The 20345-nt window shown below is 42.4% G+C and carries 15 protein-coding genes; 7 read left to right on the forward strand and 8 right to left on the reverse strand.

Annotated elements, in window-relative coordinates:
• Positions 1–182: 182 nt before the first annotated feature.
• Positions 183–1418, forward strand: coding sequence for an acyl-homoserine-lactone synthase (locus WR49_RS04140; protein WP_046223162.1), 1236 nt, complete (start codon positions 183–185; stop codon positions 1416–1418).
• A complete protein-coding gene (gene luxN / locus WR49_RS04145) occupies positions 1411–3981 on the forward strand; it encodes a quorum-sensing autoinducer 1 sensor kinase/phosphatase LuxN (protein ID WP_046223163.1) in 2571 nt (856 codons plus the stop codon). Before WR49_RS04140 ends, luxN begins: the two co-directional genes overlap by 8 nt.
• A 195-nt stretch (positions 3982–4176) precedes the next feature.
• Here the strand turns inward: luxN and WR49_RS04150 are convergent, their stop codons facing one another.
• The 3 genes from WR49_RS04150 to WR49_RS04160 all read right to left on the reverse strand — a co-directional run bounded on the left by WR49_RS04150 (position 4177) and on the right by WR49_RS04160 (position 7664).
• On the reverse strand, positions 4177–5505 hold the full coding sequence (locus WR49_RS04150; protein ID WP_046223164.1) for a GGDEF domain-containing protein: 1329 nt from the start codon (positions 5503–5505) through the stop codon (positions 4177–4179).
• Positions 5502–6482, reverse strand: a complete 981-nt coding sequence (locus tag WR49_RS04155; protein WP_046223165.1) for an ABC transporter substrate-binding protein — start codon at positions 6480–6482, stop codon at positions 5502–5504. Before WR49_RS04155 ends, WR49_RS04150 begins: the two co-directional genes overlap by 4 nt.
• 393 nt (positions 6483–6875) lie before the next feature.
• Positions 6876–7664, reverse strand: coding sequence for an AraC family transcriptional regulator (locus WR49_RS04160; RefSeq protein ID WP_046223166.1), 789 nt, complete (start codon positions 7662–7664; stop codon positions 6876–6878).
• 98 nt (positions 7665–7762) lie between these two features.
• Between WR49_RS04160 and WR49_RS04165 the strand changes: the two genes are divergently transcribed.
• The 3 genes from WR49_RS04165 (at position 7763) to WR49_RS04175 (ending at position 10293) form a co-directional block, all read left to right on the forward strand.
• The gene (locus WR49_RS04165) at positions 7763–8656 is read left to right on the forward strand and encodes a DMT family transporter (RefSeq protein ID WP_046223167.1); all 894 of its coding nucleotides are present in this window, start codon (positions 7763–7765) and stop codon (positions 8654–8656) included.
• A gap of 641 nt (positions 8657–9297) precedes the next feature.
• Positions 9298–9801, forward strand: a complete 504-nt coding sequence (locus WR49_RS04170; protein WP_046223168.1) for an acyl-CoA thioesterase — start codon at positions 9298–9300, stop codon at positions 9799–9801.
• A gap of 246 nt (positions 9802–10047) precedes the next feature.
• Positions 10048–10293: a hypothetical protein gene (locus tag WR49_RS04175; protein WP_017057915.1), complete on the forward strand. Its 246-nt coding sequence runs from the start codon at positions 10048–10050 to the stop codon at positions 10291–10293.
• Positions 10294–10877: 584 nt separating this feature from the next.
• Here the strand turns inward: WR49_RS04175 and malG are convergent.
• From malG to malE, 3 genes are all read right to left on the reverse strand, one after another.
• On the reverse strand, positions 10878–11768 hold the full coding sequence (malG, locus tag WR49_RS04180) for a maltose ABC transporter permease MalG (protein ID WP_046223169.1): 891 nt from the start codon (positions 11766–11768) through the stop codon (positions 10878–10880).
• Between the two features lie 11 nt (positions 11769–11779).
• Positions 11780–13351, reverse strand: coding sequence for a maltose ABC transporter permease MalF (gene malF, locus WR49_RS04185; RefSeq protein ID WP_046223170.1), 1572 nt, complete (start codon positions 13349–13351; stop codon positions 11780–11782).
• Positions 13352–13432: 81 nt separating this feature from the next.
• A complete protein-coding gene (gene malE, locus WR49_RS04190; RefSeq protein WP_017057912.1) occupies positions 13433–14617 on the reverse strand; it encodes a maltose/maltodextrin ABC transporter substrate-binding protein MalE in 1185 nt (394 codons plus the stop codon).
• A gap of 664 nt (positions 14618–15281) precedes the next feature.
• On the opposite strand from malE, the gene malK reads away from it, so the two are divergent.
• Positions 15282–16394 carry a maltose/maltodextrin ABC transporter ATP-binding protein MalK gene (malK, locus tag WR49_RS04195; RefSeq protein ID WP_046223171.1) on the forward strand — a complete coding sequence of 371 codons (1113 nt, stop codon included), beginning with the start codon at positions 15282–15284 and terminating at the stop codon, positions 16392–16394.
• A 215-nt stretch (positions 16395–16609) separates the two neighbouring features.
• Here the strand turns inward: malK and WR49_RS04200 are convergent, their stop codons facing one another.
• Positions 16610–16810 (reverse strand): hypothetical protein, encoded by a 201-nt coding sequence (locus WR49_RS04200; RefSeq protein WP_017057910.1) that lies wholly within the window; start codon positions 16808–16810, stop codon positions 16610–16612.
• A 207-nt stretch (positions 16811–17017) separates the two neighbouring features.
• Positions 17018–18934, reverse strand: coding sequence for a methyl-accepting chemotaxis protein (locus WR49_RS04205; protein ID WP_046223172.1), 1917 nt, complete (start codon positions 18932–18934; stop codon positions 17018–17020).
• A gap of 454 nt (positions 18935–19388) precedes the next feature.
• Here WR49_RS04205 and WR49_RS04210 point away from each other — a divergent pair, with 454 nt between their 5' ends.
• Positions 19389–20345 carry an AAA family ATPase gene (locus WR49_RS04210; protein ID WP_046223173.1) on the forward strand — a complete coding sequence of 319 codons (957 nt, stop codon included), beginning with the start codon at positions 19389–19391 and terminating at the stop codon, positions 20343–20345.

The following is a 20345-nucleotide window of genomic DNA, read 5'->3' on the forward strand; positions in this document are numbered from 1 at the left end:
CGCTGTTGTTAAGGGTAAGCTTAAGTAGTAAACTTGGCCCGATTGTGCAGCTTATGTTCACGCAATAGACGAGAGTTGTTGTTGCTCACTCTATGTAACGTTACATCAAATACTTAAAATAAATGTCCGGTGACTGGTGCCAGATCGAATAATAATCAATAAACCCAGGCTAGGCTAACTACATGAAATTAACGTCGTCTTTAGGCTCACTGTTGGCTAGCAGTCTGTCTATCGAAAAAAAACAACGAGCGCTAATAGAACTCGTTATTGGTGCTTATCAGCCACAAGAGCGCACAGTTCTTTTCCATACCGTAACAAACTATCGTAGAAACCAATTAGAATCACTCTTCTCTGAACACCAAAACAAGAGCTTCTCTGTATTATTTGATTTAATGGATTATCGAGATCTCATTCAGCGCTATCCAAGCACCTTATCATCCGAGATAATTCAACTTGAAGCAGTCGTAGGCCAGTGCTACATGCATTGGTTAGAATTTTGGTGTGAGTGTGAAATTGCCGTAATAAAAGCAAAGTCACCATTAAAAGCCCCGCTCCACTCTTCTGTAGATCTCCCCGTTGAAGATAGTGCTTACTATGATGCGATCATTGAACAGATAGAGAATGATCAACTTATCGTACAAACACCGAGTCATCCACAAGGAATGCCAATATGCGATGCTATCGCTTTGAGCAATCTTGAGGTATTCATAAAGGGTGAAAAATGGTTTGAGATGCTGCCTTTACTGCACCTATCTCAAACGGGTAAGCACTTTATTCTACTCAAGCACCCAGCCAGCGAAGCCTTTCCGACACTGGTTTCTTCTGCGCTCATTCAAGATTGGTCAAAAAATGAAACTTGGTTAAGTTACGCACCACCGTTCAGTAATGAGCAATGGCAATACTGTTTACCAAGTCATGGTTACGATCAATTAGTAAAGTTACAGCTTTTCACGCCATCGACGCTCTCAAAATGTTACTCTTTGCCTGAATTTGATAACCAGTTCCAATTACAATTGACCGATGAGCGCGCTATTTGTGAAATCCTCCGTCTAACAGTAAGCGGGAATACCCAACAAAAGCTCTACTTCCTCTATCTCGCTCAAAAAGAGTTGATGAGCGTATTACACCAAGTTGGCTACAAAATCGGCTTCACCATTATTGAGCAACCTTTCATGCTTCAGTTTTATCAAGCTATCGACCCAAAAGCCTATTTCCACTCTGGATATTGCGAGTTAAATGGTGATGGTACAACAATTTATCGCGGGTTCTGGAATTTCGAAATGATGGTAAAAGTGTTCAGTAACACAGATTTTCGCCGTTACAAACACCGAGTTCGTGAAAGCAGAAAACTTGGCTCGATAGAAAAACAAAACTCTGTACATAAACCAAACTCGGTAAATAAGGATGAACATGTTTGATTTCGGCTTAGAAGCGGTCATCCACGCCAAAGCGATAACGCTTCTTGCGACGGTTGCTGTAGTCGTGATGTGGTTACTCTACTATTGCTATCGCCTTAAACAAAAGAACGAAGTGATCGCAGGTACACACCATGCACCTTACATCGCGTACTCGGTTTGTATTGTTGCGTGGATCAGCAGTAACGCCTACTTCCATTCCGACTTGTTGCCGGATCTTGGTACTTCAGCCGCAATATTGACCGCAAAAATTGCTAATCTTGCCTCGTTCTTTGCATTTGCCTTCGCCTACTACTTCTCGTGCCAACTCGCTGCAGAACAACGTAATGGTAAGGTCCACCTGTGGCAACAAGCTATTTTCGTTACTTTTACGGTCTACTCCTTCTTTATTAACTTAAGTCCGGGGTTAACCGTTGAAGATGTCATCATTACTGGCCCTAGCAAATTCGTTATTGAATTCGGTCCGCATACGCCATATTTTTTCATTGGAATGATTAGTTTTGTTGTTCTTACACTAAGTAACCTAATGGCCATGCGCGCCAACAGTAGCAAGCTCACATTAACTAAAACCGGCTACATGATTGCAGGTATCTTGGTATTCATGCTGTCTACCGCGACAATTCACCTCGGTATAACCTATTTTTTGCGTGATTTCTCACTCACTTGGTTGCCTCCAGCATTGTCTATTAGTGAAATGTTATTCGTTGGTTATGCCCTGCTAACCTCGCGTTTCTACAGTGTGAAGTATCTCGCCTACATGAGCCTCAACGCGCTGTTGGCTTGTGTTATTTTAGTGATACCTTTCGGCGCTATATTCATCCCATTGACCGACAACAATCAATGGCTAGTAGCAGTCCCAATCTGCGCACTTATTGGTATCACCTGGCATGTTCTCTACAAACGCGTGAGTCGCTATGCCTCTTTCTTGATTTACGGAAACCCAAAAACACCAGTCCAGCAAATCCTTGCTCTGGAAGAAGATTTCAAGCTCTCTATTGATGATGCGATGCGTCGCTTAGGCCACCTACTACAAATTCCAGAGGACAAGCTGCGACTAATTAACAGTAACTACAATGAAACCCTCTACGAGGATTACCTTTCGACAAACAAGTCAGTTTTGGTGTTCGATGAACTTTCTGAGGAGCTAGGTTACACAGCACCGATGAAACGCTCAATAAAAGCACTGTATGAAAAAATGCGTTCCAACAACACCGCCTTGGTGATGCCGTTGTTTGGCCAGGGTGAGTCGGTCACACACTTATTGGTCTCTTCACACAAGAGCAATGATCAGATGTTCTCTAATGAAGAGATCTCTGCGCTACAGACCTTATTAACTCGTGTACAAAGTACCATCGAAGCAGATAAGCGCATCCGACAAAGCCGTGCACTTGCTAATTCAATTGCTCATGAAATGCGTAACCCACTCGCCCAAGTACAATTGCATTTTGAAGTATTAAAACAGCACATTGATAATCAAGCACCAGCTAAACAAATCCAACTTGATATTGAGAGTGGTCAAGCTGCCATCCAACGTGGACGACAGTTGATTGACATCATCTTACGCGAAGTCAGTGATAGCTCACCAGAACATGAACCAATTACGGTGACCTCTATTCACAAAGCCGTAGATCAGGCTGTAAGCCACTATGGTTTCGAAAATGAGAATATTATTGAGCGGATTCGTTTGCCACAACATGATGATTTTGTTGTAAAATTGAATGAGACCTTATTTAACTTCGTTATTTTTAACTTAATACGTAATGCGATCTATTACTTTGACTCCTATCCAGATAGCCAAATTGAGATCAGCACCAAAACAGGGGCTTACGAGAACGTCCTCACATTTCGTGATACCGGCCCGGGCATTGACGAAACCATTTCTCACAAGATCTTCGATGACTTTTTTTCTCATCAAAAAAGCGGTGGTAGCGGCTTAGGCTTAGGTTATTGCCAACGCGTTATGCGCTCATTTGGTGGCAGAGTTGAATGTCAATCTAAACTTGGTGAGTTTACTGAGTTCAAGTTGTATTTCCCGGTTGTGCCTAACGCTCCCAAAGCAGCAACGCTGCGTACACCTTACTTCAATGATTGGAAACAAAACCAAACAACAGCAGAAGATAAAGCCAAAGCCGACGTTCACTTAGTAAAACAAGCCGGAAGTGGTAGCCAAGCACCGACAGTACTCATTGTCGACGACAAAGAAGTACAACGTACGCTTGTTCAAATGTATTTAACTCGACTTGGGGTTAACAGCATACAAGCAAAAAACGGTGAAAATGCCATCGAGCTGTGTAGAACGAACCAAGTAGACTTGATCTTAATGGATGTGCAAATGCCAGTCATGAATGGCTTTGACGCAAGCCAAGTAATAAAGGCTCGTTCGCCCCATGTACCTATCATTGCTCTTTCTGGAGAGTCAGGACAATACGAATTAGATATGATACGTAAATTGATGGATGGCCGCCTAGAAAAACCTACTTCATTAGGTGCACTACAACATGTGCTCGACAAGTGGTTAAGCAATTACGTTAAGCCCGACGCTTTTAAAGTCACAGAAAGTGATTAGTGATGGCGCTAATCATTTGGCACAAGTAACCAATTAAATACATGACTTAATGAACGATCCAGTGGTTAGCTAACATCCCTTCAAGCTTCGAGAGTGTTACTTGAAGGGATTTAATTTAAGTAACAACAAGATATCCTTCATGTTAAGGCCGATATATATATTATGATTAAAATATATATCATGACTTAACATTAACTACACTACTTTGTTATTGACTTGATAACTTTTCAATAAAGCAGAGTCCAATTTTTTATTTTTCGCTACATACATGGCCTTATCAGCTGAATTAATAAGTTGCTCGTAGCTATCACCGTCATCGGGATAGTAGGATATACCGATACTTGCACCCACTTGGTAATCATTACTTTCAATAGAAACTGTTCGCATTATAGCGCTAACTAATTGTGTTTTTTTGTCTAATACTGACTCTTTATCATCAAGCAAATCTAGACCAATAACAAATTCATCACCTCCGTATCGACTGACAAGATCGGTACATCGAGTATTTTCTCGCAAGCGTTCGGCTACCTTAACTAAAACTTGATCACCAATTCGGTGTCCGTGATTATCATTTATAGATTTGAATTTATCCAAATCTATAAACAGAACTCCTATAATTCTTCCCGTTCGTTGGGCTCTTGATATCATCGCCTTAAGGCTCTCTTCAAAGGAACGTCGATTCATCACTCCGGTTAAGGAATCGTGACCAGACAAATATTCCAGTGCAACCTTTTGCCGTTTAAGCTCTAGTGTTTGTTTATTAACTTCATTTTCCAATACAGATTTTGTCACTACATTTTGCTCTAATTCTTCACTCATGGTGTTGAAAGCTTCACCTAAAGAACTAAATTCTAGGTCAATATTGGTACATTCTATCCGATGAGAAAAATCGCGAGCCTTGATCTTCATTATCCCTTCAGATATAGCTGTCGATCCTGTCCGGAACTTTCTAAGCAAACGGTAAGAGATTGCTGTGATAGCGAAAAAAAACAGAGCGAGTACTCGCGTAATATCAATGATTGTATTTTCGGTCCTCTTCTCCGTTTGTAATAACTCTCTTTTTTGCTGGGTCGCTAAGTGTTCATGTATGTTTTGTATTAACATGTTATATCGAGCGTTTAGTAATGCACGCCTTTGCATCAGGGAGTTTGAATCTCGAATCGAATTTTTTACAACTATTTGAAACTTCTTGTCTTGCTCTATCAATTCTTCAAGTTGGGTATTTAGCAATTTGATTTTTTTTATTTGAGGTTTTGGGATATTAGATTCTTCTATACCAAGAGAAAACTTGGCCTGCTGATTAACTAAGTTATTATAACTCTTATTGTCTTGATACTCTAAGAATAGCCATAATTGCCCTTGTAGAGAACTGACTTCTCTTTGAAGATTAACAAGCTGGTTTTGGTTATTAGTAGCAACGATATGGCTGTTGTAGAGGTCATAAAGCAACCATGCCGTCGAAAAAGCCATCACCACGCTAATACCGAGTAAAATTTTCATCTTAAATATTAAAGAATGAATCATTCAATGACTCCACTTGTTTGAAGATCAATATACGCGGTATTGTCAATAAATGACCTAACGTCTATGGGCTCTCCTTCTATTATTTTTCTCTCTGAGGCCCACCTCGCTTGTAGCTGTAGATTTGAAAGCAAAGTATAACCGTTAGTTAATTCAAATATGTAATCCCCCCACGCCCACTTAACCTGCTGAGGGTCAACTCCTAATTCATTTGAGATCAACGAAATACTTTCACTAGGATGCTTTTCAACCCATTGAGTAGCTTGGTAAATTGCAGATAAAATTTCTTTATCTGTCGAGCTTAATATGGTTCTAGGCGATTTTGCGAGTAAATTGAAAGAAAGTTGATAAATACCCTTTAATCCTAAATCAATGACAGGCGTCGTCGATAATAACGAAGCTTTATATCCATATGGCTCCCAGACGGATATGGCATCAACTTGAAAAGAAAGTAAAGCGGGTACCATTTCATGAGGTTCAAGATATACTCTTTCAACATCGAGCTCCTGAAGTGCATTTGATATTAAGAGAAAATCAAAATACAGTTCGCTGGCACTTGATTTGATAATTCCAACTTTTTTCCCTGATAATTCTTGAAGGCTATTTATCTTCAATTGATCAAGGGTCAGTAGTTTTATATCATTGCTCGAAGTAACGAAGCTTGAAATTATTAATATATTATTGTATTGATGCTGATTAAATAGAGCAACAGTTCCAGACGCCGTCGCATAGTCCACAGTATTATTTTGAAGTAAATTTGCGCAATTTACGCCACCTTCGCATGGGATGAGTTCGACATCGATATCGTTATCAACGAAAAAGCCCAACCTTTCTGCTATAAACAAAGGTGTACTAAGCGGAGTTAAAGAAACGGCAATTTTTACCTTGGGAATATGGCCTGTTTGGATTGTTCTGCTTGCAGCAAAACTCAACCATCCACAGATTAAGGTGGCAATCACAGCAACTATAATCCCTTTCATTTTTAAAGCCCTGCAGTAACTTATCGTATAATTTCAATCTTAGACTACAAAAAACGAGGAAGCTATATCTACCCAAATCTAGATTAGATTTTGTATTGGCTATGTAGTTGTGAGAATTGATGAACATAACCCTCAATAACGTGGCAGCTTGACTTGCACATCACAGATTTCAGTTATTGAGGGTAGATGTATACCAAACACCCCAATCTCAAGACCAAATGCCGAAATCGTTCAGAAACAGAATACCGACAGTTTTCACCATACCCGCCTAGGTGAATCGCTCGAAGATGTCGATGAACTATTGGTATACGAAGTGACGACGCAAAATTGTGTTACGCATACTTCAATATCAAAGAAAGCAGAAAAATATACAGTTTTAGCGAGATAAGTGAATTACAACAACCGGTTCTTATATTGTTCAGGGGTACTTCCCGAATACTTTTTGAACATTGAAATGAACGGGCTCGCTTGGTTATAACCTAAAGTTAGTGCTACTTCTTTGACTGATTGGCCGTTTCTCAACAAATCCATAGAGTACAAGTAGCGTACTCTCAATCGCCACTCCGTAAAACTCATCCCTAACTCACTCTGGCAGTGTCGTGACAAAGTACGCTCTGTCGTGTGTACTTTTTCTGCCCAATCTTTTAAGGAAATATCATCAGTCGGGTTTTCTTCTATAGCGGATAGGATCGGCGCTAAGTATTTGTTGTCTGTCGATGGTAAAAAATGATGCTCAACCTGACGCTCAGCCAATTGATCCAGTAAGACTTGGATTAGTCTTTGGTCTTGCTCGCTCTCGGCAATATTGATGCTTCTCTGACGAAAGTCATCAATGATCGAAGACACAATTGGAGTGATTGTTATCAAGCTTGTTTTTTCAGGCAAGTCATGAGTTAACTCACGAGCGATGTTCAGTGAACAGTAGTCCAATGGCTTACGGTTGTAACTACAGTGCCTCACCCCAGCAGGTACCCAAATAGCTAAGTGTGGCGGTGCTAGGAAGCGAGTATTTTCAGCTTCCATTTCAAGAATTCCACCGCTAATCAACTGCACTTGTCCCCAAGGGTGGCTATGTACACGAGTTTCGGTGTTCGATAAGAACGCTTCGAAATTCATAAATACGTTGGATGGTGCCTTATCAATTGATAAGGATGGGTGAAGGTTTCTCGAGTGTTTTTTCAATCTTGTCTTCCTATCGCGCCTGATGTCTTTTTAAAGATATCTATAAGTATAACGACCTGTCAAACTAGCCACATCAAATCATTTGCAACGGAACTAACATGTATTACCTCTTACCATTTTTTACGGTCTGTATATGGGGCGCAAATGCAATCGTCAATAAACTTGCAGCAAGCGCCATTGAACCTAGTGCAATGAGTTTTTACCGTTGGTTCATCGCGATGTTAATTCTTACCCCTTTTTGTATACGTTCAGTGATAAAACAATGGGCAATAATCAAACCTAACCTACCTAAGCTAGCTTTCCTTGGCTTTTTAGGCATGGCGATGAACCAATCTCTGGGTTATTACGCGGGCTTAACGACAACCGCTTCTAACATGGCCTTGATCACTTCTTTGGTACCATTGTTCAGTGTCTTCTTGAGCGTTCCTTTGCTACACAAATCGGTTTCGCGCTTAAGTATTATTGGTGGTGTATTGTCATTGTCGGGGTTGGCACTCATGCTTGGTAAAGGAGATCCTTTGTTCTTCATTCACCAAGAACTCACTCAAGGTGATGGGTACATGCTGATTGCAGCACTCGTTTACGCTTCTTATTGTGTTTTGCTAAAACGTTGGAAAATGCCAGTTAGCAGCGGAGTTGTGATTTATGTTCAAGGTTTGTTTGCCGTTGCGATGTTGACTCCACTTTGGTTGACAAGTAAGCAACTAATACCATCACAGCAAGCCATCCCGCTCATAGCTTACGCTGCAGTTGCTGCTTCTATTCTCGCGCCATGGATGTGGGTGAAGGCGATTGACACCATAGGAGCAGATTCCAGTGCGATGTTTATGAACTTAATGCCTGTTGTCGCGATTGTACTGGCTGCTACATGGTTAGGTGAAGAGATTAATCAATTCCATATCATTGGCGGTGTGATGGTGATCTCTGGTGTTATTCTCGCGCAAATTAAAAGAAAACCGATACTTGAAGCGCCTTTGCCACAACAAAGCTAAGCTCGTTTTAGCTCGGTTAGATTAGTGAAAACACTTTCATCGACATTTCCTCAGTACCTGCTCCGTTAGCCACAGTGAGCTCTTGCAACAAGTTCACAAGGTGGGAGAATCAACTTGAACGTGTAACGAAATTAAGAAATCACTTAATGTACTTTTAACATGAATACCTTTACAAGATTGAAGTTAGTACCAAGTGTAAATAAGTAATTACCAATCAATATTCCGAAAGGCAAAACTCACGTAAAGGATCTATACTTTGTAAAAGATGAGCTGATTAACAAAACAAACTGACTACCACTTTAGTGGTAAATGAGCTAGAATCATTTAAACTAAACCAGACAAACAGCGGTTAGTTGGCAAATATAAAAAGGTACCAATATGAGTATCTAACGGCTTAAAAACACCTAGCATCGCGCTAGGTGTTTTTTCTTCTTCTCAGCTTACTCACAAGATAGCCACCTAGCGTTTACCTCTCGCCTCCCATCCCAATAGACATCAATATTCACCGGTTTGTCATCTGTTTGAAAAAATAGTCTTAACCGTGAAATTATCCGCTTTAATTTATGTCATCTTAAGTATATTGTTACTAGCAAGTAACAAGCATGTTATGCAGAACAATAATAATGAATGAAGGAAGATAGATGAGCAGTAACAATAGCCAAAAAAATGGTAAACGAGACGTTATACTGCGTTTTTTAGCTGAGCCTGGGGACGTGAACTTTGGTGGTAAGGTTCATGGGGGAGCAGTAATGAAATGGGTCGATTTAGCGGCTTATGCCTGTTCTGCAGGGTGGAGTGGTAAGTATTGTATAACGGCCTATGCCGGCGGTATTCGATTTGTCGCACCAATCCATGTAGGCAACTTGGTGGAGGTCAGCGCGAAGGTAATCTACACGGGTTCATCTTCAATGCATATTGCAATAGACGTTCAAGCGAGCGATCCAAAAGACCTTAACAACCGCCTGACGACTCACTGTATTGTTATTATGGTAGCTGTAGATGAAAATGGCACTCCAACTAAAGTGCCTGAATGGGTCCCTGAAACACCAGAAGACATCGAGTTAAGAGATTCTGCTATTCGCCTAATGAAAATGCGAAAACAAATTGGCGAAGAGATGGAAGCGCACGTGAGGTACCTCAAATAAGGTCATGCTACCCTACATAGATTTATTAAAATGCCAAGCACATGCTTGGCATTTTTGTATCTAATACCCCACACAAATAAACCGCTACAAATTCAATGTTGTCGATAAAACGTGATATTCAGCCAAAGGTTGGAATGATTTAACGCTGGTTCACTGATTTATTTTGACTGTAATAAAGTCGTCATTTTGCTCTGATTAAATACCACCACTCATAATAGATTGTATTTTATTTCCCCGGAGCCAAACTTGAGCGTGACACCCCCTACTCTTAGCGAAGCTACACTGAACAACTTGAAGGCGGTTGAGTATCAATGGGTTAGAACGTTGTACGTCGAAGGCTACGACAACAGTGAAATTAACCACTATATCCAGACTTGTTTCGGCGGTGACCCAACGTTTGCGGATTTATTTCGTCGCGTAGCACTCGATCAAGAAAGCATCTATGTGTTGTTGCAACATTTGGGTTGCGCGCCTTCGAGTCGAGAGTTTTAGCTTCGAAAGCTCAAAGTTCATATTCTATAACTATCAATCTTAAGTTGGCCTGAGCGCTGAGTTTCGGCCATTAGCCATTCACTATTGCTTTAGCTCCATTCCATAACCCTGAATTATAACTCCTTAAGATTCACAACTGCCTTCCGTCTCTATACACACTTTCTATGCAACCTGGGGATTCGTTGCATGCAAATAATTGAAGTATCACGCATTGGATTATTAGTAATATGTCAATATAACAACAGCTCCTTATACTGATGAGCCTGATTTGTGAGACTCGTTCATTTTTCAAGTAAGAAGATTGAAGTAGGAAAGAGTTAGAAGAGAGATGACTCGAAGCTTTGACGAGTAAAGCTGACATAAAAAGCAAAAAGTAGCAGGCATAAAAAAACCCAAGTAAGTACCTGGGTTAGAGTTACAAAAACCACTAATCATTAATAGCGTAAGGAACCTGATTAGCAGCCAGCTATGCGTAACCTGAGGGTTATTTTTATTACTGATCGGCGGCCAAACCAAATGATGTAATAAAAATGCCAATATAGAGCGACCTAAAGGTCGCTCTTTTCTTTCTTATAGGCTACAGCTTATCCTTTTACACCACCTGCCGTCAAACCGCCAACTAACCAACGTTGAGCAAGTAAGAACACGATAGTAATCGGAAGCGCTGAAAGTACAGCCGCTGCCGCAAAGTCACCCCATAGGTAGTTCTGAGGGTATAGGTACTGCTGCATACCTACTGCTAGTGTGTAAGAGTTCACATCGGTTAACAGGATAGATGCTACTGGCACCTCACCCACTGTCGCGATGAAAGATAGGATAAACACAACCGCTAGAATTGGCACAGACAGCGGGAGTAGAACCAGTCTGAATGCTTGCCAAGGCGTTGCACCATCAAGGGCTGCAGCCTCTTCCAGAGAGTTATCAATCGTTTCAAAGTAACCCTTAATCGTCCATACGTGCAGTGCGATACCACCTAGGTAAGAGAAGATTAGACCACCGTGTGTGTTCAAGCCTAAGAACGGAATGTATTGACCAAGTTTGTCGAACAGCGCGTAGATAGCCACAAGAGCCAGTACTGCTGGGAACATTTGGAAAATCATCATCGCTTTCAGGATAGTTTCTTTACCTTTGAAGCGCATACGAGCAAATGCGTAAGCCGATGTCGTTGACAGTGCCACGATTAAAATCGATGTCACACCCGCTACTTTAACTGAGTTCCATAACCAAGTTAGTACTGGGAATGGAGGCGGCGTTACCGAGCCATCTGCGTTCACCACTGACATACCCAATGCTAGCTTCCAGTGTTCCAATGATGGGTTATCTGGAATCAAACTACCGGTTGCGAAGTTACCTTCACGGAACGAGATCGCGATGATCATCAATAGCGGGAAGATAATCATTGCCAAGAAGCACCACAACACTGCATGCGTTGCCCACACTCGGTATTTAAGGCCTTTACCTTGTACCATAGCCATTGTCGTGCTCCTTAATCTTGAGACAGTTTAGTGAAACGAAGGTTTAGTAACGCGAGTGCACCAACCAATAGGAATATAAGCGTTGCGATTGCACTTGCTAGACCAAAGTCTTGACCGCCGCCACCTTCGAATGCAATTCGGTACGTGTAGCTTACAAGCAAGTCTGTGTAACCAGCAGGCTCAGAAGTGCCAATCATATTCGGTCCACCATTCGTCAATAGTTGAATCATTACGAAGTTGTTGAAGTTAAACGCAAACGCTGCAATCAATAGCGGTGTTAGCGGCTTAATCATCAATGGGAACGTAATGCGCTTGAAGTTATCAAGGAAATTCGCACCATCAATTGCTGACGCTTCGTACAAGTCATCAGGAATCGCTTTAAGCAGGCCCATACATAGAATCATCATGTAAGGGAAACCTAGCCATGTGTTAACAATCAACACCATGGTTTTCGCAAGAACCGGGTCAGAGAACCAGTTCGGGCTTAAGCCGAAGATGTTCTCTAACACCATGTTGATCTCACCAAAGCTTTGGTTGAATAGACCCTTAAAGATAAGAATTGAGATGAACGCGGGTACGGCGTAAGGCAGAATCAGTAAAACACGATAGATAGAACGACCTTTCAGCTCTTCCCATTGCACGATGTTTGCTAGCACTAGGCCGATAACAAGCGTGAACGCTACGGTACATACCGAGAAGATAACCGTCCAAATAAAGATGCTGATGAAAGGTTCTTTGATGCCATCATCTTTCCACACACGTTCAAAGTTATGCGTACCAATGCTAACTACAAAACCTGGAGAGATTGTATTACCTGTAAACTCACCGTTTGCATCAACAGGCTGGTAGAAACCCACATCCATATTTGGCTTGAGAACTTCACCCGTTTCATTGTTGATTAACGTTTCTTGATCGTCTTGTAGCGTGTAAAGCGGAGCAACAGAAGCAAACTTACGTAAGCCGCTCATTCGGATGTCATCACCGTTTGGTAAATTAAAATCAACACCACTGATCGCTGCTCGGTTTTGGATGATCGCCTTGATCTTCTCTTTCTCACCTTGCGCAGATTCGATGACAGATAGGTCCATCTCTGACGATGTCATATTGTCTAGAGAAAATACATCAGTCGCTAACAGCTGGTCGCCATCTTTTACGACGATCTGGTGACCATCACCTGTTTTGTACAAAGTAAATGGGTAACTCTCACCGCTTTGGAAAGAACGCTCTAAAAGAACGGTTTGAGTACGCTCTAGAGAAAGCTGGTTTTTCGCGCTGTAGTTAGTAAACGCAAGCCCTACGGTGTATGCCAAAGGGAAAAGAATGAACAAGATCATTCCGGCAATACCTGGGTAAATATAACGGTGGGCGTAAGTTTTTTTACTGCCAAAAATGTAAAGTGCCAAAGCCGTTAAGATCACTGTAAGCAGCGCAAAAGCGAGCTCACCGCGAGAATACATAAGAATTGTAGCGTAGCCGTTTATTAAGCCAACGCTACCAAGCAACCCCCATTTGATGAAGACGCTTTTACTGCTTGGAAGGCTTGATGGTGCTGGGATAGCATCTGTACCTTGAACTGACTGCATAGAGGAACCTGCTAGCGATATAGATAAAAAATAGAAAAGTAAGGAGAGGTTACCCCCTCCTTAAAAGGTAGTACTTGGGTGTTACTTAACCATACGACCTTCAGCAGCTTTTAGTGCTTGGTCTACTGATTGACGGCCGTCAACTACGTTGCCGATCGCTTCTTCCATGCTGTACCAGAATGTTGTGAACTGAGGGATGTTAGGCATGATTTCACCGTTCATCGCGTTGTCCATTGTTGCTGCAATACGAGTATCGCTGTCTAGTTGACGTTGGAAAGAGTTAAGAGCAACAGCGCCTAGTGGCTTGTCGTCGTTCAGGCTCTTCATACCTTCATCTGTTAGTAGGTAGTTTTCCATGAATTCAACAGCTAGGTCGCGGTTTGGAGACGCCGTGCTGATACCACCCGCCCATACACCAACGAAAGGTTTAGACGCTTTACCGTTGAACTTAGGTAAAGTTGTTACGCCGTAATCTACGCCAGCTTTCTTGATGTTTTCCCAACCCCAAGGGCCGTTGATTGTCATTGCAACGTTACCCGCTACAAATTCAGACTCAGCAACTGAGTAATCCATGTCTGCAGAGATAACTTTGTCTTGTACCATCTTCTCGATGAAACCTAGAGACTTCTGAACACCGTCAGTCGCTACGCCCGCATCTTTAATATCATAACCTTCTGCAGTCTGTTTGAATGCGTAACCACCGTCAGCTGCAAGTAGAGGCCATGTGAAGTAAGCGCCGCCACGTAGAGGCCACATGATCGCTTTTTTGCCATCTTTTTGAAGCTCAGCATCAAGTGCTGGAATTTCTTCCCAAGACTTAGGTGGGTTAGGAACAAGCGCTTTGTTATAAATTAGAGAAACTGACTCAACCGCTACAGGGTATGCGATTGTTTTACCTTCGTATGAAACAGCGTCCCATGCGAAATCTACGATACCTTCTTTCGTTTCTTTAGAAGGTTTGATATCAACAAGAAGCCCTGCTTCTGCATAGCCGCCAAAACGGTCATGTGCGTAAAAGATCATGTCTGGGCCATCACCAGCTGCTGCAACTTGAGAGAATTTCTCTTCTAGTTTGTCAGGGAAAGCCACTGTTACTTTAACACCAGTATCTTCTTCGAAGCGTTTACCTACTTCAGCCATGCCTTCATAAGCTTTGTCACCACCTACCCAGATTGTTAGTTGTCCTTCTTCGATAGCAGCATTTGCACCAAAAGAACCCAGAGCAACTAATGTACCTAGAGCTACAGCGCTTAGAGCGTTTTTCATGTGAATATCCTTTTTATATTTATACGTAGGGCACATCAACCAAGACGAGCCAGTTTTCAGCGCTTATGATCTGAGAAAATAGACTTTAACTCATCATCCTAGCCACTACGCCCTAGCTATTATGGCTTAATTTCGTGATCATCATCCGGTCAGATTAGAGACTAAAATCACAAAACACATACTCATCGTGATCACAGTCACCGTTATGCCGTGGATTTATTTGAACTGGATCGGCTATTATCAATAACCTCATTTATCTACTCCTCCCCTCCTACTCCCCCTCGTTAAATTTTCATTGGGAGGATGTACGATTGCACCAATTCACCGAAACTGCATTCATCCAAGAGTGGATAGTAAGAACCCTTTACCAGCAGATGTTATGCGTTTAAGCATTGTTCATTTAGTTGGCTTCACTGCCCGCTGTTGTCTTTATTAAGCATCGAGCTAAATCTGTGATTGAATCACGGGGGAGATTTAGCTGGATGTGGGGGAAATAGGCACCAGTTTGGCTATGATGGGTGGGCTTGGTTAAAGAATCCAAGTCTCACCCACTTTTTTCTTACTCATTCAATACTTACCAATTCCTACAGTTACTGCTGACCCAAAAATTTCTTATAATGATAAGCAGTAAAACTTAAAATTTGATCGATCGAGGACTAGCTAGATGGCGAGTGTCACGTTAAAAAACGTTTATAAATCATATGGTGATGTACAGATTTCTAAGGACGTAACCTTAGACATCAACGAAGGTGAGTTCGTAGTATTCGTTGGACCATCAGGTTGTGGTAAATCGACGCTATTACGCTGTATCGCAGGTCTAGAGGACATTACGTCTGGTGATTTGTACATTGGCGACCAACGCATGAATGACGTTGAGCCTTCAAAGCGTGGCGTAGGTATGGTATTCCAATCTTACGCGCTTTACCCTCACCTTAACCTTTACGACAACATGTCTTTCGGCCTGAAGCTAGCAAACGCTAACAAAGCCGAAATTGATAAGCGTGTTGAACATGCTGCTGAGATTCTTCAGCTTGGTCACTTACTAGAGCGCCAACCTAAAGCACTTTCTGGTGGTCAACGTCAACGTGTTGCGATTGGTCGAACTCTGGTTTCTCAACCAAACGTATTCCTACTTGATGAGCCGCTATCAAACCTTGATGCTGCACTACGTGTTCAAATGCGTTCGCAAATCACTAAGCTGCAACGTCAACTTGGTTGTACCATGATTTACGTGACCCACGATCAAGTCGAAGCGATGACAATGGCAGATAAGATCGTTGTTCTTGACGGTGGTTCCGTATCTCAAGTAGGTAAGCCGCTAGACCTTTATCACTACCCTCAAAACCGTTTCGTTGCTGGTTTTATTGGTTCGCCGAAGATGAACTTTATGTCTGTACACATTGAACAGGCTGAAGCAGAACGCGTATTGGTACAGCTTTCAAACGGCATGACTTTCTGGATCCCTGTTGATGGTACAACCGTTAATGCTGGTGACCGTATGTCTCTGGGTGTTCGTCCTGAACACTTGATGTCAGCTGAATCAGGTGATGCGACAATTGAAGCTGAAGTGATGATGGTTGAGAAGCTAGGTAACGAAACTCAGGTTTACCTAAACCTTGAAAGTGCCGATGCTGACGTTATCTATCGCCAGCCAGACACGTTAACAATCGAATCAGGTGACAAGTTGGCGATTGGTATCCCAGCACACCGTTGTCACCTGTTCCACAGCGATGGCCGCGGATGTCGTCGTTTGTACAAAGAGTACGGTACAGATTAACCAGTTCGCCTTTTAAGATATAACTTGCCCATATCAAATCCCTCTTACTTAGTACAAGGGGGATTTTTTCATTTTCTAAAACTCATTTCTCTTTCATTGAATAGGCGGTTTTTGATAACGGCAATAAAAAAGGTCTAGCATGTGCTAGACCTTTATCTGTTTAATTTGAGCTTCAGCACAACCAGATACTTTAAGCACTATGGTTTGTTTTGAGCTTAGTGGATTGGCGTATCACTTTTTTTATTGAACTGGCCAAAATGCTTTTCTAACACTTCAGGTGTTAGCTTGCCTTCCGCTTCTAGTCGCTTAAATTCAGCAACGATCGCTTTTTGCTCTTCAAGTGATGGCAGTTTCACTTCGGGCTCATCGCCCATCTCTTGAGTCATCTGCTCTAGTTCTTTTTCAAAATCGCTCATGATACTTACCTAAATATTAAACCTAATCAGATTTTACTCATTTACGCCCTGTGATGCTAGGGTGATTGAGTTTAAAGCCCGAAACCAGATCAAGCTAAGGCCAGTTAGAAGAAAACAAGCCCGTAAATAAAAAGAGCTGGAGTCACGATTAAATGAATCCAGCTCTTCGTCTATGTAACTATCTAAGCCATTCTATGACCTAAGGGGTTAAAGCTTGAATGAACCAACCATCTTATCTAGACGAGAAGAAAGGTCGCGAAGCTCTTGGCTCGCTTCTGCAAGTTGCTCAGCAGTGCCCGTCGTCACTTCGTTGATCGCATTGATCTCTTCAATGTTCTGGTTGATGGTGTGAACCACTGTCGATTGCTCTTCCGTTGCCGTAGCAACTTGCGTGTTGCGGTCGGTAATATCAACGATACGGTCTGAGATACCACCCAGCACGTCTACCGCTTCATCCGATGCAGATACACCCTCTAGAGTAATAACCTTGCCTGCACTCATTGCAGTTACCGCATCTTTCGCATCGCTTTGCAATTGGTTGATCATCTTCTGAATCTCTTCCGTTGAATCTGCAGTACGGCTTGCTAGGTTTCGTACTTCATCTGCTACCACGGCAAAACCACGACCTTGCTCACCCGCACGAGCTGCTTCAATCGCTGCGTTCAGTGCAAGTAAGTTAGTTTGCTCTGAAATATCACGGATAACACCCAGAATAGAGCCAATGTCTTGCGTTGTTGAAGCAAGCTGCTCAACCACTTGACCTGTACTTTCAATGTCTTGAGCTAAACGGCTAATCGCGTCTTTTGCTTTGTTCACAACAGAACGACCCACTTCAGTATTGCCCGAAGCTTGCGTGGCTGTTTCTGCTGCTGTTGCTGCATTTGATGCAATCTCACTGATGGTCATGCCCATTTGGTTAATAGCAGCAACCACTTGAAGGGTTTGGTCGCGCTGCTCTTGGCTGTTGTCATGAGTGATATGTGCTTTGTTAGAAACGCTCTCCGCCGCCACTTGAAGTGCTTGACTGGTTGAGCATACCTCTTTCATCGACTCATGGATTTTTTCAATGAATCCATTAAAGCCAGCAGAAAGCTGTGCAATTTCATCATTGCCTTTCACTTCAATACGCTGTGCAAGATCGCCATCACCTTCACCAAGATCACCAAAACGCTTAGCCAACAGCTTAATCGGTTGAGTAATGCTGTTTGCTAGCACTACGCCCATTAGGATAAAGACTAAAGCAACGATAGCAGTCATGATCAGCATCTTTTGCGCGGTGGCATCGAGCTCAGCAAAGACTTCATCGGTTGGTACTACGCCAACAACAAACCAGTCCATTGACGACACGTATAAACTCGCAACGAACAGCTCTTGTCCCTGGCTTTCAGTGGTAATCAGGTTGAAACCCGACTTGTTCAATAATTGGCTTGATTGAGAACCGTAAAGTTGTTGGAGTGAAGAATCACTACGAAAACGTTCGCGGTGAATTTGTACGTCACCTTGACTATCCGTTAAAAACACAAAACCTGTATCTTCAATCTTAAAACTGTTAAGTAGGCTAACCATGTCATCCATCGATTTTGATAAGCCAGACATTGCCAAACCTGAAGGCTGTTGGTAGTTAGCGAACATTTTCACATCACCATTGGCTTCTTGGAACATACTGACCATTGTCTTCTGACCAGATTGTGTAAAGCCAAAGAACCAGTCATCTTGCTGTTGATTAAGTTGACGTAAAAAACCATCTTGATTCCAGTAGTAAGCCGTTTCGCGGTTAGCTACCGAGGCATCGTTCAACTGATATTGGTTACGAACATTATTCAGTTGTTTAACCAGCTTATTCTCTAATGCTGCATCGCGATCGGTCGATTCGATAGCATCAGAAACAAATTCATTTGAAGCAATTTGTTCCGCCGCCAACAACAGCTGAGAGACTTCGCGATCAACTTCACCATTGATTCGCTCTAGCATCCCTGGAAGCTCAATATCGATCAATCGATGACTCAATACATCTCTTGCTTGTTGCTGGGCCATCGCACCAACAATCACTGTCGATGCAAGAACCGCAAAGGTAATTCCAAGTACAACTTTTTGTTTGATACTCAGAGAGTTAGTTTTCAACATATTTGGACCTTTAAAAGAATCGCTCGTTATTGGTATACCCTGAACAGGACTTGTTTAGTGCACTCCAACAAGCAATGCACAACCTGAGCAATATATCGGCCAAAGCCTATAAAACTAGAGAGGATTCTCGCAAAAACTTGCAAATATGATGTAACAACTGGCTCCGCTTATTCTTAAGTTATGATAACCAAGGCAAATATAATGATTTTTGTTATGAATTTCTAATCTGAATTTTAGATTTCACCTAACTCACACAACGATGCACTTTTTTGAGCTTTAGTATATAAAAAGCGATTGATATGATAAAAATCATTGCTAACGGTATTTTAGCTAACCGCGCTTAAACCACTCTAATTTTGGAAAAATAAATTCCGCAAATGTACTGGAACTTTTTCCTACAAATCAGTGACTAATACTCAAAATAAAAATCAAATGGATACCCAGAGAGTCCAAAATGCACAAAACAAATTTCGAAGTCCTTCAAAGCTATTTAGAGTCTCAAATCATTGGTCAACAAGAACTAGTGAAACAACTGATGATCGCCCTGCTGGCGGATGGTCACATCCTAGTCGAAGGGCCTCCCGGGTTAGCAAAAACCCGTGCGGTAAAATCACTGGCAGACTGTGTCGAGGGCGACTTTCACCGCATTCAATTTACCCCTGACTTACTGCCTGCTGACTTAACGGGTACCGACATTTTCCGGCCAGAGACAGGAGAGTTTACCTTCCAATCTGGCCCGATTTTTAACTCACTCATTCTAGCGGATGAGATCAACCGTGCTCCGGCGAAAGTACAAGCGGCTATGCTAGAAGCAATGGCAGAGAAACAGGTCACTGCAGGTCGAAAAACCTATGCTCTGCCTGAACTTTTTTTGGTCATGGCAACACAGAACCCGATTGAGCAAGAAGGTACATACCCACTGCCAGAAGCCCAGTTAGACCGTTTCTTACTGCATCTAGAAGTTGAATACCCAGATATGGAAAGCGAGCTGGAGATCTTGCGCCTGAACCGCGGTGAAGCTCAAGGCAACGAGTCGATTCAGCCACAAGAGATATCTCAGAAAACGATCTTTGAAGCTCGCCAAGAAGTACTCAATATTCACATGGCAGACACCATTGAGCAGTACATAATCAGACTGGTTATGGCGACTCGCCAACCTAAGCAATACAGCGACAAACTGGAGCAATGGCTAGATATGGGTGTTAGCCCGCGTGCAACGATTTCCCTAGACCGCTGTGCTCGTGCACACGCTTGGCTTGCTGGACGCGACTATGTCACACCACAAGATGTTCAAGCGATGGCATTCCCTGTACTGCGTCACCGCCTACTTCGTAGCTACCACGCACAAGCTGAAGGTGTCACTGCGAACCAAGTGATCACACACCTTATTTCACTGGTTGGTAGCGCATAG

Source organism: Vibrio sp. ECSMB14106 (assembly GCF_000972265.1).
Taxonomy (GTDB): Bacteria; Pseudomonadota; Gammaproteobacteria; order Enterobacterales; family Vibrionaceae; genus Vibrio; species Vibrio kanaloae.